The organism is Aerococcus mictus (assembly GCF_003286595.3).
Classification (GTDB): domain Bacteria; phylum Bacillota; class Bacilli; order Lactobacillales; family Aerococcaceae; genus Aerococcus; species Aerococcus mictus.
Map to the genome: position 1 here is coordinate 1,296,695 of NZ_CP132985.1, position 22,845 is coordinate 1,319,539.

Here is a 22,845-nt window from a genome sequence, read left to right on the forward strand (position 1 = left end):
AGTATGAACTTTTACTCGCCATAAGTTGCTGCACGGAAATAGGATTGAGCCCCATTGGTTTGGTTAATAACCCCTTTGAGCTTAGGATCAATCATATTAGCGAAAGCGCCTTGGTAAATTGGTGCCAAAGCTTGGTCATCTTGAACCAGTGTCCGTTCAGCAGCTAACAGAGTATCCCAACGTTCTTTAGGTTGGTTAGCTAAAGTTGTCCGAGCTTGGTTTAGTTGCCCATCAAAAACTTCAGAATTATAGAAACCCGTATTCAAGGTCGAATGAGATTCAAAGTATTCTAAGTAAGCGATTGGATCAACATAGGAAGGAATAAAGGTTCCTAACATAATATCGTAATCCTTGCTTGCGGCAATGCTTTGACGGCTCTTGAGGGGCACGTTACGGATAGTGACTTCAATACCAGGCAGGTTCTTTTGCCATTCCCCTTGTAGGAATTCGGAGGTTGATTTGGAGACATCAGTATCTGAGGTTAAGAGCTCAATACTAATTTTATCTCGTCCTAAGTCAGCCTTAGCCTTTTCAAATTCCTCTTTGGCCTTGTTGACATCATAGGAGGATAGCGAACCGTTTTGGGCCCGGAAATCTTCACCGGTTTCTGGGTCTTGGTCATGTTCCTTAGGTATCCAACCATCAATTGGGGTTGACCCGTCTTTGAGCACGTTTTGGACAAAGGCTTCTTTATCGAAGGATGAAGCTAAGGCCTTACGTAAGTGAACATTATTTGTTGGTTCGCGGGTAAAGTTAAATTGTAGATAGCCCACTAAACCAGAGGGGTCGACAGTTAAGGCTTCATTATTTTGCTCTTGTTCCACATAAGGGTTGCCAACTTTGGTATATTGAACCTTCCCGTTTTCAAAGAGATTAAAGTTGGTCGACATTTCTTTAGACACTTGCCAGTTAATGGTATCCAGGTGGACATTGTCCTTATCCCAATATTGGTCGTTTTTCTTTAATTGGAAGCTTTGTTCGTTACCGGTCCAGCCATCAACCACAAAGGGACCATTGAAGGCTGTCTTATCTTGGGAGGAGCCATAGTTATCGCCAACCTCCTTGGCCAGTTTCTCACTTTGAGGCAAGTAAGCAGGAGTCCCTAGTAAGCCTTTGAAATAAGGCGTAGGCGCTTCTAAGGTAAACTCTAGGGTCTTATCGTCAATGGCCTTAACCCCTAATTGATCGGTTGGCAGCTCACCATCTGAAATTGGCCGAGCATTCTTAATCACAAAGAACTTGTTTACATTTTCTGAGATCGCATTGGGGTCAACCGCTTTACGATAGGAAAAGACAAAGTCTTGGGCGGTTACTGGCTCTCCAGTTGACCAATTAGCATTGTCTCGAATCTTGAAGGTGTATGTTAAACCATCCTCAGATACCTCAGGTTCTTCCGCTGCTATTCCTAGTTCATTGCCGCCATCAATAGAAGGACGGTAAAGGCCTTCAGTGACATTAGCTAAGACATTTTGGGTGGGAATATCGGACGAAGCAATACTATCCAAAGAAGCTAGCTCCCCATCGGCAGTCGCCGTAATTTCTGTCTGCCGGGAAGACTCACTCCCACTCCCTCCTGAACATCCTGCTAAGGCCACTAGAACACTAAATAATAAGCCTAAGCCTTTAACACCTAACTTCATAAGATCGCTTCTTTCTGTTTTATTTTATGAAGAGACTGTGACTAAACTCACAGCCTCATTGTTCCTAAATTAGTTTTCTGTTTGATAGGTTGCCGCCCTAAAGTAATTGGTGACACCGTTCGTTTGGTTAATAACGCCAGTGAGTTTTGGATCCACTAAGAAGGCATAGGCCCCTTGGTAAATGGTTCCCAATGCTGCTTCATCTTCCATCAAATAACGTTCTGCTTCTAGAAGCTTTTGAAAGCGGGCTTCGGGTTGGTCACCCAACTCATTTTGCGCTGTCGCTAAGAGTGAGTCATAGTTTTCTGAATCAAAATTAGCATTGTTTAAAGCACTTTGGCTATGGAAGTAATCCAGGTAAGCAGTGGGATCCACATAACTTGGATGGTAGGTCCCATAAACCATGTCATATTCACCAGTGTTAGTAATTTGTTGGCGACTCTTCAAAGGCACGTTGCGGATCGTTACAGTCAAACCAGGCAGATTATTTTGCCATTCACCTTGTAAGAATTCCGACGTGGCTTTAGAAGTATCCGTATCTGAGGTCAATAACTCTAATTCAATCTGGTCAAGACCAAGTTCCTGCTTGGCGAGTTTCCATTCAGATTGGGCAAAGTCTAAGTCGTAGGCTCCTAAGTGGCCATTCATGGCCCGGAAGTCTTGCCCGCTGGCTGGATCAGAGAGATGGTCTGCTGGTACCCAGCCATCAAGGCTTTGAGACCCATCTTTAAGGACAGCTTGGGTAAAGGCCTCCTTGTCAAAACCAGACCGCAAGGCTTGACGAACGTGCTTGTTTTTCAGAATAGGTTTATCAAAATTAAATTGTAAGTAACCGACCTTCCCGTTCAAACTGGTTTGTAGGATGGGTTCTCCGGCTAATTGTTCGACATAAGGGTTACCGGTTTGCGTATATTGGACATCACCTGAATTGAAGAGATTATAGTTGGTTTGTAATTCTTTAGACACTTCCCAGTTAATTCGGCTCAATTGTACATTTTCAGCGTCCCAGTAATCCGGATTCTTGACTAAGTCAAAGCTGTTTTCTGTCCCGGTCCAGCCTTCAACCAAGAAGGGCCCGTTAAAGGCCGTCTTTTCTGCAGACGTACCATAGTCATCACCGACTTCTTCAGCCAGCTTTTGGCTTTGAGGGAGAAAGGCTGGGGTTCCCAACAAGTCTTCAAAGTAAGCCGTAGGAGAATTTAGGGTAAATTCTAGGGTCTTGTCATCCAGCGCTTTAACTCCTAAGTTCTCTGGGCTTTCTTTTCCTTCTGAAATTTCTTTAGCCTTGTTAATCGGGAAGAAACGGTTAACGTTTTGGGAGAGTTCCGGTGGAGTCACCGCCTTACGATAGGTATAGACAAAGTCGTGGGCAGTCACCGGTTCACCAGTTGACCACTTAGCCTCTTCACGGATTTTATAGGTATAGGTCTTGCCGTCTTCACTGATTTCAGGTTCTTCAGCAGCCATCCCTAGTTCCTTAAGTTTATCACTATCTTGAGGAGCAGGACGGTATAGGCCTTCAATGGTGTTAGAAGCCACGTTCAAGCTTGGTGAATCGGAAGACTTAATTGTATCTAGCGATGCCAGTTCACCTTCTGAAGTGACGGCGATTTCCTGGCCGGCCTGGTTATTTGCCCCGCCTCCGCTGCTAGTACAGCCTGCCATCACCAACACTCCAATGAATAGCAAGCTGATTAGCTTATACCAACGCTTCATTTCTTCCACCTCTTTTTCTCATTTATTTTTACTTATCAGTAAATCTGCAATGGACTACTCTTTTTAAAAGCTTTCCATAGCACACTTACTTTTAATAAGTAAATCATCATGACCTTATATTACTCCAATCTAGTGTGGAAAGTAAACTTAAACGACTTACATTTAGTTAGTATTTTTCCAGCATGATTGATCTGAATTTTCGATCGTTGAAAAAGAGGCTGTTATTCCCTACTTAGAGGAAAAATTAGGCAGTAAAAAAGCCTAGAGGAAAAGTTAATCCTTTAGGCTTAGTTTAAAATTTTTTAATGAGTAATGTCTTGCTCTTTGGTGCGCTTGTCACACTCTTCTTCAAATATGCTCTATTTCAGAAGTCCTTGCAAATCCTCTTTGAAGATTTACTGCGTACTTCCTCCAATTGCTATAGCTGTTCGAAGCGGAGCGAGTTACAGATATAGTATGCGTAGCTCTCTCCCCTCTTCTTGCGCTTGTCACACTCTCTAAACCTGTTCCAGTCACAGGACGAACGTCCGCTTCAAAAACTGGTAACGCTCAGTTTTACTGAGCTTATCCCAGTTTTCTCCAGCGATTTCGTCCTTTGTTGTGACTGTCACACTCTGATCTTTACCAGATAACGACGCGGTCTTCTGGGTCTAGGTACATTTTATTTTCTGAAGAGGTTTGGTAGGCCACATGGAAGGCATCCAAGTTCTTAACTTGTTGGTTAGCCCGCCAGTAGTTAGGGGCATGGACGTCAATAGATAATAGTAGGTTTTGGTATTGAGGACGGGCCTTCATACACCAAATCCGGGCCCAATTATTGAAGAAGGCAATGGGATCGTAGTCCTCCTCATGGGTCATGGCTTGGTAAGCCGCTTGCAAGCCGCCAGCGTCAGCAATATTTTCTGACACCGTTAAGGTCCCATTGACCTCGCCGTCTCCTAATGGCAAACCATCGAACTGGTCAATCATGGCTTGGGCCTTTTGGGTAAAGACTTCATAGTCCTCATCCAGCCACCAGTTATTTAAATTCCCCTGCTCATCAAATTGAGCGCCATTGTTATCAAAGGCATGGGAAATTTCGTGGGCGATTACCCCACCAATCCCACCGTAGTTTTCACTGCGGCTTTGCTTCAAGTCATAGAAAGGCGCTTGCAAGATACCTGCTGGGAAACAAATATTGTTGGCTGAAGGATCATAGTAGGCGTTAACTGTTTCGGCAGACATATGCCAGCGACTATGGTCAACTTCTTGCCCCCACTTAGCGAGATTGTCCTTAACCCGTTCAGCGGTAAAGGCTTTGAGATTTTGGTAGAGCGGTAAGTTACTATCCACCTTGAAGCGCTGATAAATTTCTGGGTAGCTATCAGGATAGCCCGCCATAATCGTGATGGCATCCAGTTTAACGATGGCCTTCTTAATGGTTTGTTGGGAAAGCCAGGTATTGTGTTTGAGCCGGTCTTTATAAACTGCAATCATTTCTTCGATCATGGCAGTCACGTCGGCCCGGGCTTCTGGGCCAAAGTACTTCTTACCATAATAACAACCAAAAACTTGGTCAAAAGTATTTACGGTCAGATAGAAAGCGTGTTTTTCCCGGCTCATAGTCTTAGGGTTACCGGATAAAGCCAGGCTATATTGGCTAGCAATTTGACGCAAGTCTTCGGACAAGGCTTGAGCCCCATCACGAGCTACATTAACAATCATCCAAGACTTCAATTCTTCAAAATGGTGGGGGCTGAAAAATTCATCTAAGGCTTCAAAATAGCGCGGTTCCGTTACAATGACGGTTTCTGGCTCTTGTCCAATTAATTCCTTGATAATCGCCTTAAGCGAAAAGTGAGATGTATAACTCTCCACTTCGTCAATGCCCTTAGGATTATAGGACTTGGTATAGTCCGCCAATTCTTCCTGAGACTTCACATAAGGAACAAATAGCGCATCAAAGGCGATAGCTTGGTCGGTATGACGTTGACTCAGTTCATCGCTAAAGCCCATAGCCTTTAAGAGATCAACGGTTGACCGACGCCAAATTTCTAATAATTGCTTACCCGTTCCGTTATCCTCTTCGTAGTAGCCCTTATCAGGCAAGATGGTGTTGGGGCGGCTGAGATAGAGGGCATAATTTACCGTGTTCTTCATGTCGGCCTCGTTGCCCAAATTGAAGACGAAATCATGACCAGCCAATAACCATTGCTTAGAAAAGGCTTGAATTTGGCTAAAGTCGGTCAATTCGTCTACATTTTCCAGGTCAGCTTGGATGGGATTTGCTCCCTCTTGGTCCAAACGATCAAAGTCCATAGCTAATTGATAGAGGGTGATCATTTCTTCCATTTCAGGATTATCTAGTTTGATTTCTCCAGCAGCCATTTTCTCAATGTCTGCCATGGATAATTCTTCAATCCCATCCCGTAAGGCCATGAAACCACCTGTTGAGGACTTGTCTTCAGGGATCTCGGCTTGGTCAATCCACTCCCCGTTCACGGCCATATAGAGGTCTTCTTTTGCTTGGGACATATCTACTGTCATAAATGAACTCCTTTCAAAATTGAAAAAAACTTAGTGTTATTATATCATAGAACGGATTACATGCATTGACTGCATAAAAGACAAGGAAGGAGTTTAGCCATGCGCATTGATAAAGTGATCGGAATCACGGGAAATGACACCCTCAATGACCGGGAATGGGATGAATTTTCCCGGGATTATACCCCCCACGGTTACGTCGACGGGGTCAGTCGGTCAGGAAACCTCCCCATCATCATTCCTATCCATAGCGACCTAAGACGCGCTGAAGACTATATCCAGCGAATTGACGGCTTGATATTTACCGGAGGTCAGGATGTTCACCCCTTGATGTATGGTGAAGACCCAGCTCCCCGCTTAAATGATATCTACCCGAAAAGAGATTACTGGGAAAGAGCCCTCTTTGAAGCAGCACTCAAGTACCAAGTACCCATCCTTGCCGTTTGTCGGGGCTTCCAACTGATTAATATTTTACTAGGAGGAACCGTTTACCAAGACCTTTCCTACTACCCGGTAAAGGACCGCCCTGCTATCCAACACGTTCAAAAACATAGCCGGATGATTTACCCTCACCACTCAGTCACCATTAAGGAAGGCAGTGAGATGTACCGGCTCCTAGGTAACAAAGACAAGGCTCAAGTGAATTCCTACCACCACCAGGCCATCCGTGACCTCGCCCCCAAGTTAGAAGCTACTGCCTGGGCCGCTGATGGAGTCATTGAATCCTACCAATTTGGTGATGACAATGAAAAGCACCCCCTCTTAGGAGTCCAATGGCATCCAGAAATAATGATCCAAAATAACGAAGAAATGATGCCCATCTTTGAATGGTTCTCATACTTCTAAAGAAAAAACGAGACTCAATCGAGTAAGAATAGGCGACAAGCGTCTACCTCTAGCACTCGGTGAAGTCTCGTTTTCTTTTTTAATCAGCAGCCTCTTCGTTATCCATCATATTGTCTAGGGCAATGGCCAGTCCCACCATCACCGCTTCATAATCTTCATCATAGACATCAAGAACAAAGGTATCCCGAATAGCAAAAATCTTATGGTTAATTGAACCAATCTTCTCACCATCAAGGGTAAGCGCAAAATTGTTATCTAGGAAATTCCCCTTCAAGTCCAAATTATAGTCAGGACTAGAAATTTTAACCTTTCTTCTAAAGAAACTCAGACGGTCTTTAATGGTCACTTGACTGCCATCAACAAATTTAATCTGGTACTCTGAAAAGATTTTGAAAAGTTTCCGGTTAATCTCAAAAAGCGGCTGGCCTTGTGGATCAGACACTTTGACTTTATGACCAAAGAACTTAAAGTCTTCATCCACCCGGTAGCAGACCTGACCCTGGTCGTCTTTGATATTATAGTGGTCCGTAATTTTAAAAATTCTCTGTTTAATATATAAACGGCGCATCGTCTGACACAAACCCCTTTCCTTAGTCCCAGCAGTTATCGAAAAAATTACTTGGTCTCTTCTGACTTAAAGGCAGTTGGATCAAAGGCTGAACTTGGTTCTACAGCCACTAACCAATTTAAATTATCCTTATCTGAATTGAGATCAGTAGGTGTCCCTTCGGCTTTTTCATTTTTTCCGACGACTTTACCAGACAAAGGCGCTAAGATATCGGTTACTGCCTTTTCCGCTTCAATAGAAACGAAGGCTTCCCCGGCTACCAAGTCTTGGTCGACTAAATAATTAATAAAGGAAATGTCACCAAATTCTTCTTGGCCAGCCTTAGAAAGGCCAATGATCACTTGCTTATCTGCTGTTTGAGTTAACCATAAACCATTATCAGTGTATACTTTTTCCATTATTTACTTCCCCTCTTTTTCTATCCAGTAAGCCACAGTATCTTCTTTAGCCCCTGTAGTTGCTACTTCCTTGTCTGTCACTAAGGGACGTTTAATTAACATCCCATCACTCGCTAATAAGTCAACAATTTCTTCCTGAGATAAGTCATCAATTTTATCCTTTAAGTCCATTTCTCGGTAAGCCGAGCCCGAGGTGTTAAAGACTTGCTTGGGTCGGTCAGTGCTTTCTAGGGCCCGTTTTATATCTTCCTTACTAGGCACATGTTCACGGATATCGTAAAACTGATAGTCAAGCCCGGCCTCGTTAAAGGCTTTTTCCACTCGTCGCGAGGTAGAACATTGCTTAAGGCCATATAAATTGATCAAGACGGTCACCTCCACTTAATTTGCGCAATAGGCGATTGAGCCAATGTTGTTGTATTTCTGCTTCACTCCGGTTTTGATTATACTGGATGGACAAGACAAAACCCATACAGAGCATATTAGTTAATAAGGCCGATCCCCCTTGCGAAATAAAGGGTAAGGGAATCCCTGTCAAAGGCAAGAGACCAATGGACATGCCAATATTTTCTACAATATGGAAGAGAATCATAGAAACGATCCCGGCAGTACCTGCGATATAGAAGGAATCGTAGGATTCATAGGCAATGGCAATCATGGTTAAGATCAATAAGAAATAAAGCAGGATCAAAAGGCTGCTGCCAATAAAGCCAAAGTTTTCACCAATCGTGGAAAAAATCATGTCGGACTCTCTCACGGGAACATAAACTTCAAAATTACCAAAACCCTTACCCAGCCATTGACCGGAACCAATAGCCTTGATACTTTGACTCAGTTGGTAGGACTCCCGCCGCGTATTTTCAAAGGGAGCCAACCAGGAATCAATCCGGGCAAATTGATAATCTTGAAAACCTAAGTGATAAAGTAAGTCACGGTTATAAATCACCAAAAAGAGTAAGCCAGCAAAGATAGCACCAATAATTAAAGCAATGGTCAGAATAATTCGCCAGTTAACCCCCGAAGCAAAAATCATACCCGAAAAGATCATCATAAACACCAGGGTCGTCCCAAAGTCATTCTGTAAGAGGATCAAAACCACCGGCACCGCAGTCCATAAAATCATGCGGCCGATAAATTTAAAGTCCCATTTTAACTGCTTAGAAACCGGCAAAGCGTCATAATTCAAAGCTTCGGTTCTTTGATTATATTCACTGACCAAACGGGACATCATTAAGATATAAAAGAACTTCATGATCTCTGATGGTTGGAAGGACAAGGTCCCGATGGTGAACCAGGATTTAGCCCCAAACAAGGTATATTGTTGGCGGTCATAGAAAAACAAGACCAAGATCAAGAGAAAGATCCCAAAACCATACAGGACAGGAACAAATCGATAAAAGGTCTTCTTGTCAATCTGCATGACAAAGGCAATGGCGATAAAACTGACCACATACCAAAAGATTTGCATCAGAGTGGGCTTTAATGAGCCGCCCCCAAATTGTAAATAAGTGGTGGCGAAAATCACCGCGACACTCATGGCCATCAGAGCTAATAAAAGCGCGATAATGGTTGGATTAATGGATTTTGCTTGGCTAACTTTTTTTAAACGTTGGCTTCTTGAACGTGCCATACTTACACTCCTTAGTTTAACAGCTAACAATACGCTTAGTCATTCTTCTGTAAAGCTTCCGCTTGGATCGCCTTGGAGGCCCGTTTTAAGGGACTATAAGCGATCTCCTTATCATTTAAATGAGGAAAATCTGGAGATAGACTGACCTCATACTTAATGCGTTGATCAAGATAGGTATCCGCATGTTTATAGCGATAATAAATGGTATTGACTAAGGCTCCCACAATGAGGGCCATCCCATTTAAATACAGGTAAAGCATTAAGGCAATGAAAACGCCAATGGTCCCGTTTTGAACCGAAGAACCTCCGGCAAACTGGACGTAGACACCAAACAAGCTGGAAATTAAGAGAACCATTACCGCAGCGGTCACCGATCCGGGTAAGGCGTATTTCAAGGTCATCGGTTGGTTAGGAACGACGATATAGATAAATAACATCAAGATAAAGACCGAAATCAAGAGGACAGGCCATTTTAAGCCGAGTAATAACTCCACGAAACCTAGAGGCAAGGGAACGAAATTGTTAATAACGCGTAGAAGGGTCTCACCAAAGACAAAAAAGAGCGAGAATACTCCCACAGTCAAGACTAAGAGAAAGGCAATCAAGAAGGAAGCAATCCGAGTAATTACCGCATTTTTGTGGTCGGGATTGCCATAGACCCGGTTCAAGACCCGCTGTAAGGCGGAGAAACCAGCCGAGGATGACCAAATCACTAGGATGGTATTAATGGAAAGACTCCCGGCACTGGTGGAATCTAAATACGATTCCAAAGTAGGAATCAGCAAAGGCTCAATTTCATTAGGGAGAATGGCAGTAATCCACTCCACTGCCTGAGCTGAATCAAAAGGGAGTAAAGGAATAATATTGGCCACTAAAAGTAGCATAGGGAAAATTGCCAACAAGGCATAATAAGCCAGTTCGGCTGCTGAACTACCAATACTGGCATCCTGGACGCTCTGACTGGCGATCGGCACTAAGACTTCTTTGATTTTTTTCACGGGTCTCGCTCCTATCTTGATAGATGTCTTACCCATTATACAATAGATCCGCCTAAGTGTGTCAAACAAGCTGGGACGAGCTCGGCTTTTTAAGGCCCCTGTTGTTAAATAGATAGCGAATTAATGAAAGCCTTAGCGGTTTGACTAGAGAAAAGCGTTTCTCTAACGGTAAAAACATAGAGGTCAAAGTCTCCCGATATTCCTTCAGCAAAAAAGTAATTGCGGTAGGTCCCCTGGTCGACATCCTTAATATGCAGGTCCCACAATTGGTAGTAGCCCTTATTGGTTTGAATAATCGCCCCTTTGTTAAAGTCCCGCTGGTAACGATAGCCTTTGCCTTCTAACCAGGAACGAATATTTTTGCGACAATGGCTTTCTTTATAGATCACTTGCATAATTATCACCTGATTTCATTTTATCGAACAGGTGTTCTATTTGCAAGTGAAGATAAGAAAAACCAGAGCACCTGGCCCTGGTTAATTACGTGATAAATGAGGATTTAGGGAATTAGTTGACCTTTTGCCATTGACCGGACACCAAGTCCATGCTGGTTAATTCGCCAGTTTGGTTATTATAACGGTAGATAGCAACAAGGTTGGTATGAATTTGGTTATTCGGTGATTGGCGACGGATTTCCACTTGAACAAGATTATCGTCGACCTTAGAAGGCATGAAACTATAATCTTCGCTGCGGTAAATATTATCAGTGACTTGGTGGATCATAGGCACCACTTTAGCAATAATATCATTAGAATTATTGGACGGGGTCACTGAGCTGGCAGGTTTCTCAGCAGCTTCTGCTTGGCTCTTGTTTGCTGATTGACCTGGTCCCGCTTGACCGCTTTCATTATTTGCTTTAATACTTTTACCCTTGACTTGGCTACTTGCCTTATCTGACTGACTCGATTTTTCTTGGTCAGTATCTTGCTTCTTGTCAGTGTCCGCTTTTTGGCTGCTTTCCTTAGCTTGACTGCTGGAAGTTTGCTCGGTTTTGGCATCGGATGATTGGTGCTTATCAGCAAAAGACACGCCCTGTTCGGAACAAGCCGCTAGCAGGACAGCGCTAAGTGTAACCGCGATAAAGCCTTTTAAATTTTTATTCATAATAAATCCCTCATTTATTTTTAAATAAATCATTTTCTAGTCGAGTGTATTCGTATCCACTCTGCTTCACTTATTATTTTACCACAGCTTTTAATCCAAAAATGATCAGCCCATAATCTTTACGTTTTCCTAATTTTTAGCCCAGGAAAAGAAAACTTAGGCCTTACGGTAGTTCTCTAGGTCTTTTGGATAAGGCATGGCAGTTTGGGCACCGACCTTGGTGGTAGATAGGGTTGCAGCAATCGAAGACAGGCGGAGAGCCTCTTCCAGAGGACTACCTTGAGCCATTAAAGCAGCGAAAGCCCCATTCATGGTGTCCCCTGCCCCAGTCGTATCTTTGACATCGGCTTCAATCGTTGGAATCGAAAGCACTTGGCCCTCACGAACATAGGAAATCCCTTGGGAGCCCCGGGTAACAATCAACAAGGCATCGTGGGCTTGACTCCACTCTAGCATGGCCGCCTCGATTTCCGAGTCGTCAATGTCACGGTCCAACATTCCGGCAAATTCGGTTTCGTTAGGCGTGACAATATCAGCCAGATCAATAAACTCATTAATCCCTGAGTCAAAAGGTGCTGGATTTAAGATAGTCTTTGCCCCTTTTTCCCGTGCAATTGAAAAAGCCTGCTTGACCGTCGTTAAGGGAACTTCCAATTGGGCTAGGACAATGTCGCCTTCCTCAACTAAATCAGCAAAATTCTCACCAACTTCAACTAAGCCATTCGCTCCCGGCAAAACCACAATGGAATTGTCCGCTTGAATGGAAAAAATGGCTGCCATCCCAGTAAAAATATTCTTCTCTACCTTAATCTGATCAGTGACTACCCCTTCCTTCTTGAGGTGTTTGAGGGCTTTGTCACCAAAGGAGTCATCGCCAACGCTACCAACCATCCGTACATCGCCAGCTAAACGGGCAGCAGCAACCGCTTGATTAGCTCCCTTACCGCCCATAAAATAATTGACAGTATCCCCTAAAATGGTTTCGCCAATCCGAGGTAAGCGGTCAGTCACCATGGTCATATCGATATTAATACTGCCAACAACAATTACTTTACTCATTTTTGCTCCCTATCTTTCTACTCTTCATGCGACTTTTATGATAAAACTCAAGTCATGCTTTTCTTAACTGAAGCGCAATCGCTTACAATATAATCACCTTAAGTTTATCATCTTTTCTAGCCGCTAACAAGCTAGCTATCAGGACTTAGGAAGTGGAGTTTCTTTAATCCAACCTCTTTTTCTCAACCAGCCAAAGACTAAAACGGTTAACAAAATAAAGCACAGCGCCCCACAAGTATCCAGATAGACATCAGCCAGGAGTCCGGTCCGGTTGGGAGTAAATATCTGCCGTAATTCATCAAAAGCCGCATAGCCAAAAGTCAACAAGGTTGCCAAAGTAACGCGGACTGGCAAGCTTTTGACATCGATTAATAAGGAGAGGTAGGCGAGACTAGCCAGACTACCAAAGAGGACAAAGTGAGCCCCCTTGCGGATAAAAAACTCAATAAAAGCATAATAGCCCCGGGCGTGGATGGAAATTTCCTCTCCGGCATAGGTAAAAGAAAGACCACTAAATAAGCTTTCCCCTGGGTGATTGGCTAGGGCCGACTTCAAAAGCGGGATCAGACTCTGGTCTTGGTAAGAGGTAGATGAACTAGGAAAGGTCAAGACGAGTAAAAAAATTAAAGCCATAAAGGCAAGGTTTCGAATTTGTTTTAAGGTCACAATAGGCTCCTTTGAAGTTAATATATATCTATAGTACCCATTGACTGAGGGCCTGACTCACCCCATGGTCATCATTTGAGCTAGTGATTTCATCGGCGGCCGCTTGAACTTCCTGGGGCGCGTTAGCCATAGCTATTCCTAGCCCGGCTAACTGAAGCATGGGGATATCGTTAAAATTGTCACCAATAGCTAGACAGTTTTTTAGGGGCACTTGGTAGAGTTCAGCAATTTCTCTTAAGGCATTTTCCTTGGAGACACCCTTAGCCGTCACTTCTAAATAATTGTCCTTAGAAAGGTAGAAATCACAATGCTTGAAATTAAGCGACTTGAGATAGTCTTCTAAACGGCTGATTTGGTCAGGCTGGTCAATCAGCAGAAACTTATTAATCCCAATCCCCTCCTCAAGTAATTCCTGAGGATCTTTAATAATCGGTTTATCCTGGGTAATAGCAGCTTCTTCATCCGTCCAAGGGCTTTTAGCATTAGCATACCATTCCGCTCCGGCATAGGGGTTGATAGAAACCGTAGGAAATTGGTTTTGAAGGAGGTCAATCAGTTTCCCGGCTTCATTGGGATCAATCACATGGTTCACCAGGGCTTGGTCGATTTTTTCAGGGTCACTTGGTACAATCAAGGCCCCATTATAAGTAGCAATCGGATTCTGATCAAGTTCTAATTCCCTGGCTAAGCCATACATGCCTCGGGGTGAGCGGGCAGAAGCTAAGACAAAGGGAATCCCCTGCTTTTTGAGAGCTTTTATCTGGTCCTTCAATTGGTCATCGACCTGGTGGTTAGAATCAAGAATGGTTCCATCAATGTCACTGATTACCAGTTTAATCTGAGCTTGGGTCATGATCTTCTTCCTTTCTGTCGGTTTCAATTACTTCCAATCCATCAATCTTTTTAATCACTTCAGGGGCTTGGCTAGTGATGAGATAATCGATTTCTTCCAGGCTCCCCGCTTGGTAGTGGCCACTTTGTTGGAATTTCTCCGCTTCGGCTAGGAGAACGATGGTTTGCGAATTTTTGATTACCACTTCCTTAAGCTGGCAGTCAGCCTGATCGTCATAGGAGATTTTCCCACCCTTTAAACCTGCAGCACCAATAAAGGTCACATCAAAATAAAGCCGGTCAAGTTGCTTAAGGGTATCTAAGTTAGCAAAGAAACGGTTCTTAGAATAGTACTTGCCTCCTAAGAGGTTGAAATCGATCCCTTCTTTCTCACTAAAAATCAAGGCATTATCTAAAGAATGAGAATATACCGTTATAGGCCCATCACTTATTTGGGCCAATTGGCTAACCACAGTCGAGACATCGAAAAAGTAAAAGCCCCCTTTTTGAAGAAATTTCTGGGCCACTTGAGCAATGGCCCGTTTGGCTTGGGTTGATTGCTTGGAGCGACTCTGATAAGGAGCAATGACTGGCACTTGCTTAGGCAGGATTAAGCCCCCATGGGTACGGTGGGCAAGCCCTTGGTCTTCCAATAAATTAAAATCCCGACGAACCGTATCCCTTGAAACGCCCAGAGCTGCGGTCATTTTCTTAGCCGTTAACCGCCCCTTATCTTTTAATTCCTTCATGATTAGTCTTAAACGTTCCTCTTGATACATTGTTGGCCTCCCTTCTTTTATATTTTTACTTGCTGATTTTATTTTAGCATGTTTTTATGCATTTGTAAGTTATTTTAAGTGATTATACGCTTTTATCATTGTTTTTAAGTATCGATAACTTAGTGAGCATTCGTTCTGTTTTAGAAATCTAGTCGTTTCTATTAACATTTCTACTAACTTTTTAGCGGACATAAAAAAGAAGCCCCAAGAATGCTTTAAATTCAACATTCTTGAGACCTCTATAGAAATCATTATCACCCGGGCGGGATTCGAACCCGTGATTCCGCGCTGAGAACGCGGCGTCTTAACCCCTTGACCACCGGGCAGTGTCTTGCGTCATTTCCTGACGACAGTAACTAGAATACGCCTGATCTTTTCATTTGTAAAGACTTAATTTTAATGAATGTGGTTTTATATAATCAATAATGAAAAGAAAGCTGAAAAATTTGCCTAAATCCCATATAATTACTACTATAAGGGATGAATAATCCGTATAATTAACGAAATCAATTTAGGGGAGGTTTTTCTATGACAGAAAATCAACGTCTACTCGACCAGTTTGTGCCTGACCATTATGACATCTACTTGGACATTAGCCGCCAAGATAAACGTTTTAGTGGGACTACCACCGTTAAGGGTCAAGCACTGGGGCAAGACATTGTTTTAAACCAAAAATATTTAACCACTGAAAAAGTCACTGTGGATGGCGAATTAGCTTCTTTCTCACAAGATGACCAAGCGGAAACCTTAACCATTGCTAATGATAAGGAAGGTCAAGTGGAAGTCGCAGTGACTTACCATGCTAACCTAACCGACTCCATGATGGGGATTTACCCTTCTTATTATGAAGTGAACGGTGAAGAAAAGCAGTTGGTCGGCACGCAGTTTGAGACTACGTTTGCCCGCCAAGCCTTTCCTTGTGTGGATGAACCTGCTGCTAAGGCCACTTTCTCCTTAGCCATTAAATTTGACGAACAAGAAGGCGAAAGCATTATCGCTAACCAACCTGAGGTCAATTGCGAAGACGGCGTTCACTACTTCGAAGAAACCGTGCGCATGTCCAGCTACCTGATCGCCTTTGTCTTCGGCGACTTACAAAAGAAGATCACCCATACCAAGTCTGGGGTTAAAATTGGCGTCTTTGCGACCAAGGCTCACGCGGATAAGGAACTTGACTTTGCCTTAGATATCAGTAAACGCTCGATCGAATTCTTCGAAGAATTCTATGACACCCCCTACCCGCTGGAACATTCCTACCAAGTGGGTCTTCCTGACTTTTCTGCTGGAGCCATGGAAAACTGGGGGCTAGTGACTTACCGGGAAGCTTATCTCTTAATTGATCCGGATAACGCCTCCCTACCAACTAAACAATTAGTGGCTACCGTGATCGCCCACGAACTCGCCCACCAATGGTTCGGTAACTTAGTCACCATGAACTGGTGGGACGACTTATGGTTGAATGAATCCTTTGCCAATATGATGGAATATGTGGCTATCGATGCCCTTGAACCAGAGTGGAAGGTCTGGGAACTCTTCCAAACCTCCGATGTACCTGCCGCTTTGGAACGTGATGCCACGGATGGTGTCCAATCGGTCCACGTCATGGTAAACGACCCAGCCGAAATCGACTCCATCTTCGACTCCGCCATTGTCTATGCTAAAGGCGCACGTCTTTTAGTGATGGTGCGTTCCTTATTAGGTGACGACGACCTCCGTAAAGGGTTGAAAGCTTACTTTGAAAAACACCAATACGGCAACGCCAAGGGCCAAGACCTCTGGGATGCTCTCTCTCAAGCTTCCGGCTTAGATATTGGGGCCATCATGGATTCTTGGTTAGAACAACCTGGCTATCCAGTAGTATCAGCTAAGTTAGTGGATGGTGACCTAGTCTTAAGCCAAGAACAATTCTTTATTGGACAAGGTGAAGACCAAGGACGTCTCTGGCAAATTCCACTCCAAGCCAATAACGACCAAGTGCCAGAAATCATGACCGAGTCTGAAGTCACAATCTCAAACTTCCAAAAAGGCGACCAAGCTTTAAGACTCAATGTCGGAAATAACTCTCACTTTATCGTTAACTATGATGAAGAACTCTTAAACGACATCATTGATGAACTGGACCAACTAACCGCTATCGACCAACTCCAAGTCTTACAAGACTTGAACCTCTTAGCTAAAGGTGGTCGCTTATCCTACGCTAAGCTTATTCCTTTACTGGACAAATTAGCGAATGCTGAATCAGCTATCGTCCATGAAAAGATTGCCGCAATCTTATCGGTATTGAAGGACTTTGCCCGTCCAAATAGTGACGAAGAAGCAGCTATTAAGCAATATATCCGCTCACTCTACCATGGCCAAGTGGAAAAACTAGGTGTAGAAGCTTGGGCAGGCGAAAGTCTGGAAGCCGAACTCAGTCGTCCAACGATTTTAGCTGCCTCTCTCTATGCTGAAGACAAGACGGTCATTGAGGGCCTCCATGAACTTTACTTAAACTCTGGTGGTGGAGAAAACAAGGAAAACCTACCCGCTGACCGCCGTGCCCTGCTCTTGAAGAATGAAGTGGTTAACTATGGTAGTGATGAACTTTACCAAGACTACCTCACTGCCTACCAAAAATCAGCCAACCCAAGTCTCAAGGCTGACCTCCGTCAAGCCCTAACCGCTTCTAAGGATGAGGACTTCTTAGACCAAATCGTGGGTCACTTCCAAGAAGCCAGTGTCATCAAGCCACAAGACTTACGGGCTTGGTACCGTGGAGTTCTCGCTAACCCAGTTGGGGAAGAAAAAGCTTGGAACTGGCTACGGAATAATTGGGACTGGCTAGAAGCCAAAGTCGGTGGCGATATGGAATTTGCGACTTATATCACGGTCACCGCAGCTATCTTTAATACCCAAGAACGTCTAGATGAATTCAAAGACTTCTTCGAAGAAAAAGTCGATGTCCCTGGACTAGGCCGTGAAATCCGCATGGACATCAAGGTTATCGAAGGCCGGGTAACTTTTATCGAAAAAGAAAAGGATGCTGTCTTAAGCACTATCAAAGCAGCAAATAATAAATAACAAAATAATTAAACATGCCAGCCAGCATGAATTAGGGAAAAAGCAGAAGCATTAAAGGTGCTTCTGCTTTTTTCTTGGCTAAAATATTCAAGGAATTAAAGTAATGTCCATATTAAGCTAACAATTTGACAAGTATACTTGGCATGTTATCATAAAGGTATGCCAAGTGTACTTATCAAGAAAGGTGGAATAAATATGAAGGAAGAAGAAAAAGAACGCATTCTAGCTAAATATCGTTCAGACAATCAGGATGAATATCAGCAACACCTGATTAAGAAAGCCGATGACTATGGTTTCGCCGCTATGTGCGTAGTAGCCATTATTTTAATGGCCATCAAAGCCATAAATGGACAGAGCATTGCTGATATTGAAGTCCTGTTATTTACCTTTATATCCGTGAATTTCTATAAACGCTATAAAATCAGTCAAGAAAAATCTGCCTTAATCCTTTTTATCTTTACTTCGGTATTGAATATTGCCTTTTTCATTCGATTTATAAATAGTAGTTTTGGGGCAGCCTAATGGATAAAGAATTAATCTTGCACAACCGTCTCAAGGCAATCCGCAAAGAAAAAGGTTTGAGTCAGCAGGCCTTAGCCGACATGATCGGCGTCTCACGGAACTCGATTTCGTCAATCGAAACTGGACAATTCAACCCCACCGCTAAACTAGCCCTCATCCTTTGTATCGCCTTAGATTGTCAATTTGAGGACATGTTTTATTTTGAAGATGATCTTTAAGAAAAGAGTGCGACAGTCACACCGAAGGACGAAATCGCTGGAGAAAACTGAGATAAGCTCAGCGAGTCTGAGCGTTACCAGTTTTTGAAGCGGACGTTCGTCCTGTGACTGGAGCACATTTTGATTAGATAGTTTGTATTTTGAAAAGAGACTGGTGATTTGTTCCAGTCTCTTTTCTACTTCTCGTTATATCTCATTATTACGTAACTGTTCCACGATTTGACTGGCTTTTTCTTGTTCTTCGTCAGAGAAAGTTGGGTAATGAGGATCAATTTTTTCAATAACTTCAATCAAGGCTTGGGTGGCAATTTTGCGGGCAAGCCAAGGGTTGTCAGCAGGCAAGATATACCAAGGCGCATAGTCACAAGCCGTGTTTTGAAGCATCTTCTCAAAGACTTCTTGGTAGAGATCCCACTTCTTGCGATCCTCAATATCTGAGAAAGAGAATTCATGGTTCTTTTCCCGCTCCTCAATCCGCTCTAGAAGGCGTTCCCGCTGCTTATCTTTAGACATATGGAAGAAAAATTTGACCACAGGAAAACCATTTTCACACAGGTACTTTTCAAATTGCAGAATTTGCTGGTAGCGTTTTTCGACCACTTGGGGATCATTACGAATTTCACTAGGTTGGTCATCGGAATCCAAGGAATTATGAACTTGGGGTGCGATGATATCTTCATAGTAAGACCGGTTTAAGATCGCAATTGTCCCTCTTTCCGGCATTCCCTCATGCATGCGCCAGAGATAATCATGGGCAATTTCATTGTCTGACGGCTGCTGGTAGGAAGTGACCTTGAGTGCCTGGGGCTGTAAGGTGGAGAAAATATAGCGGATCAACTCATCCTTCCCCGCCGCGTCTAAAGCTTGCAGGGCAACTAAGAGCCCATGAGTCCCCTCCGCTGTTAAACGATCATGCCAATCCACTAATTGTGGGACTAGACTTTCATAGATCTCCTCTTTCAGTTTTTCGTCTTCAGCATCACTCAGGTAAGCCGTCTGGAAATCAGCCAGACTGAATTTGCCGTCGGTGACTTTAAAATCTTTAAATTCCATGGCAGATCTTTTCCTTTCTTTTAGAAACGTTAAATTTAATTACTTTTAATTTAACATGAAAACGCTTTTATAGAAATAGAAAAGACTTTAATCTAGGATTACTTGTTAACGGATAAAAAGATTAAGCCCTCTTACAAACACTACATATTGTGGTAGTTTTGCAAATAAGCACTATATGTTGACAAATTTAAGTTAAGTGATAGAATATTAACTAAATAAGAATACAAAAAAATTTAAAAATAGAAAGTAGTGAATAAAATGGGAAAAAATCAACATGTAACTCCAAAAGGAGAAAAATGGCAATTAATTGGAGCAGGTAATAAACGAGCAACTAAATTTTTTGATACACAGGCACAAGCTGCTAAATACGGTAGAGAGGTAGCCAAGCATCAGAAATCTGAGTTACTAATCCATCGAAAAGACGGTAAAATTCGCTCTAAAGATTCATACGGTAATGACCCTTTCCCTCCGAAAGATTATGAAAATTAAGAAGTCATTTTTTGCTAATATAATTTATTATTTTCTTTAAAAATTTCCCTTACGAAACTCTTCTAAGATTAAGGCCGTCGCTCTTGAGTCATTGAGACCATCGTGGGCCCGATTTTGAATCCCGTAATAGGCTTTTACCGTGGTTAACTTATAGTTAGGCGTGCGGAGGGGACTCAAACGCGCCATCTCTAAGACATCCATATGTGGTCTAAGACTTAAATCTATACCTGTATTGGCACGAAGCATGGGAATATCGAATTTCTTACTGTTGTAGCCGGCCAGAGGAAGATCAGCAATAAAGGCCATAAAGTCCTTAGCCACCTGGTCGATCGTAGGCGCCCCTATAATGTCAGCATCACTAATCCCAGTTAGCTGAGTAATCTTATAGGGAATCGTCCGCTCAGGATTCACGAGTTGGTTAAAAGTATCTACTTCCCTGCCCTCTTTAAAATGAACGGCTCCAAGCTGGATAATTTTACTGGAAAAGCCCAGTCCAGTAGTCTCTAGGTCAAAGACAACATACTCACTAGGAACTTGGCTAAAAATATTATAAGTCATGCTTTTAAAATCTCCTTTTAATAATCATTTTACAATTTAGCGATTTATTCAGTGTTTATCTTGCATTTTTTAAATGATTGTGTCTCTATCCTATGAAAATTTTACCCCTTTGAAAAGGAAAAACCACCCTTCTCCTTAACAAGAGAAAGGGTGGTCGATATTAAATTCCTATCAGTCTGAGGAGGTAACCTAACAAGGGACCGTAGAAGGCATAGTCAGTTTCAGCTAGAACACGCATGATTTGGGCGTAGTCCCCTACCATAGGTAAAAGGAGAGCTTGTCCGAAAATTAGGATTAAGCCATTGGTGAAGGAAGCCGCAATCGCACCGCGTCGTCCACCAGTACTATTACCGAAGATGGCCGTGATGGCACCGGTAAAGAAAGTCGGAATTAAAGCCGGAAAGACGGGAATGGGGTAGCCAATTAGTCCTAAAACAAAGACGCCCAGGAATCCTGCCAATAAGCTCATTAAGAAACCAACAATCACGCTGGTGGGATGGTTAGGAAATAGGAGAGGCACGTCCAGTCCAGGGATAGCATTTGGAATTAACTTGGCTGAAATACCATGGAAGGCCGGTACAATTTCCGCTAAAAGCATCCGGACCCCAGTAATAATCACCGTAATCCACATCCCAAAAGTAAGACCATTAATTAAGCTAAAGGAGAAAATATCTTGCCCCTTTGACACTTGGTCAACCACAAAGCTTGGCCCAGCTAAGAGGGAAAGTCCCAAGAATAAGGCCATCATCACTAGGGATAAGGCAATAGTCATTTCACGTAAGAAACCGAGAGATTTAGGAAATTGGATCTCTTCAATGTCACGACTGCCCTTACCCACTAATTTACCTAGCAAAGCGCCAATCAATAGACCGACTGAAGAAGAGTGAGCTAGGGTAAAACCTTGGCCGCCCTTGATATTCTTCATAAAAGGATAAACATAGGCACAGGTTACAGTTAAGTATATTCCAAGAATAATAGCACCAATAATAACAATGGCAGCGGTAGATAAACTGGTATTAAATTTCAACAGCGCTGCAATTAAACCTGCATAAAAGAATGAAACATGGGCGCTGAGATGGACGAATTTTAAAGGCGTAAAACGAGCAATTAAAATATTAAGCACAAAACCTAAGGCAAAGATCAAGGCCATCTCAAAACCAACACCCTCGAGACCGCCCATAGCTTGGTCAAGACTCGGCACATTGACATTCAAGTTAAAAATCTTAATAAACATGGGTTGAAGTGGCAACAAGGCCATCCCTAGAAATTTCCCACCCTCATTAATGAGTAGGAAACCGATCATAGCCTTAATCACAGAAGAAATCACCTTATCGAAGGACTTCTTTTGGATTAGTAGACCAATTAAACAGACCAAACCGATAATAAAGACCGCCTGGGAAAAAATGGTTTGAATAAAATAAAGTAAAAGATTCATCGAACAACCTCCTCTTCACGAACTAAGTTAAGGATTTGGCTTCTTAAATACTCTTGGTCCAACATGTTATCCATGATAATTAAGTGTTTTACCTGTCCCTCTAAACGTTCAGCAAAGGCTGAGGAAGTGATAATCACGTCATAGTCATAGGGGTTGAGTGAAGAAATGTCAGCAGCTTCCACACTACCGTCAATGCCTTCATCGGATAAAATATTTTGTACAAATACTTTTAACATCACGCTGGAACCTACACCAGCGCCACATACTGTTACAAATTTCATAAGTCAGTTCCTCCTAAATGTCTTAAATCTGCTAAAATGTCTTCTTTATCGCGAGCTTGAAGCCACTTCTCTTTAGTCGCTTCTGACTGCAAAAGCTGAGCCAGTTGCATCAAAGCGGTCAAATGTTTTTGACTATCCGTGGCACTCAAGCACAACATTAACTGAACGGGATCATTACTTGGATGAGAAAAGACAATCGGCCTCTTAAAAATCACCAGACTAAAGCCCGTTTTCAAAGCCCCCTCTTCCGGTCGCGCGTGGGGAAAGGCAATTCCCGGGGCAATCACAAAGTAAGGGCCTTGGTCGCGGTAACGGTCAAGCATGGCTTGGATATAAGAGTGATTAATTAAGCCATCTGCTTTTAACAAATTACCGCCAAACTGAATCGCTTCCTCTGGACTATTGACTTCGACTTGCAAGGCGATTCGATTGGGGTGGATAAAGTCTGTCATGTGCTAATCTCCTCTACTA

Annotated in this window: 24 protein-coding genes and 1 tRNA gene; 5 read left to right on the top strand and 20 right to left on the bottom strand. The window is 43.0% G+C overall.

Translation table 11 applies throughout. The features are described 5' to 3' along the window. Window positions 1-11: 11 nt before the first annotated feature. From DBT49_RS05940 to DBT49_RS05950, 3 genes are all read right to left on the bottom strand, one after another. Window positions 12-1,640 carry a peptide ABC transporter substrate-binding protein gene (locus tag DBT49_RS05940; protein WP_070559958.1) on the bottom strand — a complete coding sequence of 543 codons (1,629 nt, stop codon included), beginning with the start codon at window positions 1,638-1,640 and terminating at the stop codon, window positions 12-14. 69 nt (window positions 1,641-1,709) lie between these two features. Then, the gene (locus DBT49_RS05945; protein WP_070559957.1) at window positions 1,710-3,356 is read right to left on the bottom strand and encodes a peptide ABC transporter substrate-binding protein; all 1,647 of its coding nucleotides are present in this window, start codon (window positions 3,354-3,356) and stop codon (window positions 1,710-1,712) included. Window positions 3,357-3,977: 621 nt separating this feature from the next. Further along, window positions 3,978-5,882, bottom strand: coding sequence for a M13 family metallopeptidase (locus tag DBT49_RS05950; RefSeq protein ID WP_070559955.1), 1,905 nt, complete (start codon window positions 5,880-5,882; stop codon window positions 3,978-3,980). Window positions 5,883-5,981: 99 nt separating this feature from the next. Here DBT49_RS05950 and DBT49_RS05955 point away from each other — a divergent pair, with 99 nt between their 5' ends. Continuing rightward, the gene (locus DBT49_RS05955; protein ID WP_013669318.1) at window positions 5,982-6,725 is read left to right on the top strand and encodes a gamma-glutamyl-gamma-aminobutyrate hydrolase family protein; all 744 of its coding nucleotides are present in this window, start codon (window positions 5,982-5,984) and stop codon (window positions 6,723-6,725) included. Between the two features lie 79 nt (window positions 6,726-6,804). On the opposite strand, the gene DBT49_RS05960 is transcribed toward DBT49_RS05955, so the two are convergent. From DBT49_RS05960 to DBT49_RS06015, 12 genes are all read right to left on the bottom strand, one after another. Beyond that, window positions 6,805-7,293, bottom strand: coding sequence for an LURP-one-related/scramblase family protein (locus DBT49_RS05960; RefSeq protein WP_064292709.1), 489 nt, complete (start codon window positions 7,291-7,293; stop codon window positions 6,805-6,807). A 47-nt stretch (window positions 7,294-7,340) separates the two neighbouring features. Next, window positions 7,341-7,691: a glycine cleavage system protein H gene (locus tag DBT49_RS05965; RefSeq protein WP_060778388.1), complete on the bottom strand. Its 351-nt coding sequence runs from the start codon at window positions 7,689-7,691 to the stop codon at window positions 7,341-7,343. Window positions 7,692-7,694: 3 nt separating this feature from the next. Continuing rightward, the gene (locus DBT49_RS05970; protein ID WP_070559953.1) at window positions 7,695-8,057 is read right to left on the bottom strand and encodes a Spx/MgsR family RNA polymerase-binding regulatory protein; all 363 of its coding nucleotides are present in this window, start codon (window positions 8,055-8,057) and stop codon (window positions 7,695-7,697) included. Beyond that, window positions 8,035-9,321 carry an FtsW/RodA/SpoVE family cell cycle protein gene (locus DBT49_RS05975; protein ID WP_070559951.1) on the bottom strand — a complete coding sequence of 429 codons (1,287 nt, stop codon included), beginning with the start codon at window positions 9,319-9,321 and terminating at the stop codon, window positions 8,035-8,037. The genes DBT49_RS05970 and DBT49_RS05975 overlap by 23 nt, the downstream gene beginning before the upstream one ends. Window positions 9,322-9,356: 35 nt before the next feature. Beyond that, the gene (locus DBT49_RS05980; RefSeq protein WP_180754227.1) at window positions 9,357-10,319 is read right to left on the bottom strand and encodes a YihY/virulence factor BrkB family protein; all 963 of its coding nucleotides are present in this window, start codon (window positions 10,317-10,319) and stop codon (window positions 9,357-9,359) included. A 104-nt stretch (window positions 10,320-10,423) separates the two neighbouring features. After that, window positions 10,424-10,714 (bottom strand): hypothetical protein, encoded by a 291-nt coding sequence (locus DBT49_RS05985; RefSeq protein ID WP_070559947.1) that lies wholly within the window; start codon window positions 10,712-10,714, stop codon window positions 10,424-10,426. A gap of 112 nt (window positions 10,715-10,826) precedes the next feature. After that, on the bottom strand, window positions 10,827-11,423 hold the full coding sequence (locus DBT49_RS05990) for a hypothetical protein (protein ID WP_111846270.1): 597 nt from the start codon (window positions 11,421-11,423) through the stop codon (window positions 10,827-10,829). Between the two features lie 156 nt (window positions 11,424-11,579). Continuing rightward, window positions 11,580-12,482: a ribokinase gene (locus DBT49_RS05995; protein ID WP_070559943.1), complete on the bottom strand. Its 903-nt coding sequence runs from the start codon at window positions 12,480-12,482 to the stop codon at window positions 11,580-11,582. Between the two features lie 138 nt (window positions 12,483-12,620). Beyond that, the gene (locus tag DBT49_RS06000) at window positions 12,621-13,148 is read right to left on the bottom strand and encodes a VanZ family protein (RefSeq protein WP_083300501.1); all 528 of its coding nucleotides are present in this window, start codon (window positions 13,146-13,148) and stop codon (window positions 12,621-12,623) included. A gap of 28 nt (window positions 13,149-13,176) precedes the next feature. Continuing rightward, the gene (locus DBT49_RS06005) at window positions 13,177-14,001 is read right to left on the bottom strand and encodes a Cof-type HAD-IIB family hydrolase (RefSeq protein ID WP_070559941.1); all 825 of its coding nucleotides are present in this window, start codon (window positions 13,999-14,001) and stop codon (window positions 13,177-13,179) included. Then, complete coding sequence (locus tag DBT49_RS06010; protein WP_070559939.1) at window positions 13,982-14,758, bottom strand: DeoR/GlpR family DNA-binding transcription regulator; 777 nt, start codon at window positions 14,756-14,758, stop codon at window positions 13,982-13,984. The genes DBT49_RS06005 and DBT49_RS06010 overlap by 20 nt, the downstream gene beginning before the upstream one ends. A 254-nt stretch (window positions 14,759-15,012) precedes the next feature. Next, window positions 15,013-15,084, bottom strand: a tRNA-Glu gene (locus DBT49_RS06015). A 202-nt stretch (window positions 15,085-15,286) separates the two neighbouring features. Between DBT49_RS06015 and DBT49_RS06020 the strand changes: the two genes are divergently transcribed. From DBT49_RS06020 to DBT49_RS06030, 3 genes are all read left to right on the top strand, one after another. Continuing rightward, the gene (locus tag DBT49_RS06020) at window positions 15,287-17,818 is read left to right on the top strand and encodes a M1 family metallopeptidase (protein ID WP_111872361.1); all 2,532 of its coding nucleotides are present in this window, start codon (window positions 15,287-15,289) and stop codon (window positions 17,816-17,818) included. A gap of 195 nt (window positions 17,819-18,013) precedes the next feature. Further along, complete coding sequence (locus DBT49_RS06025) at window positions 18,014-18,340, top strand: DUF6442 family protein (protein WP_070559935.1); 327 nt, start codon at window positions 18,014-18,016, stop codon at window positions 18,338-18,340. Beyond that, window positions 18,340-18,558, top strand: a complete 219-nt coding sequence (locus tag DBT49_RS06030) for a helix-turn-helix transcriptional regulator (protein ID WP_070559933.1) — start codon at window positions 18,340-18,342, stop codon at window positions 18,556-18,558. The genes DBT49_RS06025 and DBT49_RS06030 overlap by 1 nt, the downstream gene beginning before the upstream one ends. A 186-nt stretch (window positions 18,559-18,744) precedes the next feature. Here DBT49_RS06030 and DBT49_RS06035 read toward each other — a convergent pair whose 3' ends face one another. Next, window positions 18,745-19,611, bottom strand: a complete 867-nt coding sequence (locus DBT49_RS06035; RefSeq protein WP_070559931.1) for a PPK2 family polyphosphate kinase — start codon at window positions 19,609-19,611, stop codon at window positions 18,745-18,747. 258 nt (window positions 19,612-19,869) lie between these two features. Between DBT49_RS06035 and DBT49_RS06040 the strand changes: the two genes are divergently transcribed. After that, window positions 19,870-20,100 carry a DUF2188 domain-containing protein gene (locus DBT49_RS06040; RefSeq protein WP_070559929.1) on the top strand — a complete coding sequence of 77 codons (231 nt, stop codon included), beginning with the start codon at window positions 19,870-19,872 and terminating at the stop codon, window positions 20,098-20,100. A 36-nt stretch (window positions 20,101-20,136) separates the two neighbouring features. Here DBT49_RS06040 and DBT49_RS06045 read toward each other — a convergent pair whose 3' ends face one another. From DBT49_RS06045 to DBT49_RS06060, 4 genes are all read right to left on the bottom strand, one after another. Next, the gene (locus DBT49_RS06045) at window positions 20,137-20,658 is read right to left on the bottom strand and encodes a 3'-5' exonuclease (protein ID WP_111872362.1); all 522 of its coding nucleotides are present in this window, start codon (window positions 20,656-20,658) and stop codon (window positions 20,137-20,139) included. A gap of 160 nt (window positions 20,659-20,818) precedes the next feature. Continuing rightward, window positions 20,819-22,093: a PTS ascorbate transporter subunit IIC gene (locus DBT49_RS06050; protein ID WP_111846269.1), complete on the bottom strand. Its 1,275-nt coding sequence runs from the start codon at window positions 22,091-22,093 to the stop codon at window positions 20,819-20,821. Beyond that, window positions 22,090-22,374: a PTS sugar transporter subunit IIB gene (locus tag DBT49_RS06055; protein ID WP_070559924.1), complete on the bottom strand. Its 285-nt coding sequence runs from the start codon at window positions 22,372-22,374 to the stop codon at window positions 22,090-22,092. The genes DBT49_RS06050 and DBT49_RS06055 overlap by 4 nt, the downstream gene beginning before the upstream one ends. Then, window positions 22,371-22,826, bottom strand: a complete 456-nt coding sequence (locus DBT49_RS06060; RefSeq protein WP_070559922.1) for a PTS sugar transporter subunit IIA — start codon at window positions 22,824-22,826, stop codon at window positions 22,371-22,373. The genes DBT49_RS06055 and DBT49_RS06060 overlap by 4 nt, the downstream gene beginning before the upstream one ends. Window positions 22,827-22,845 lie beyond the last annotated feature (19 nt).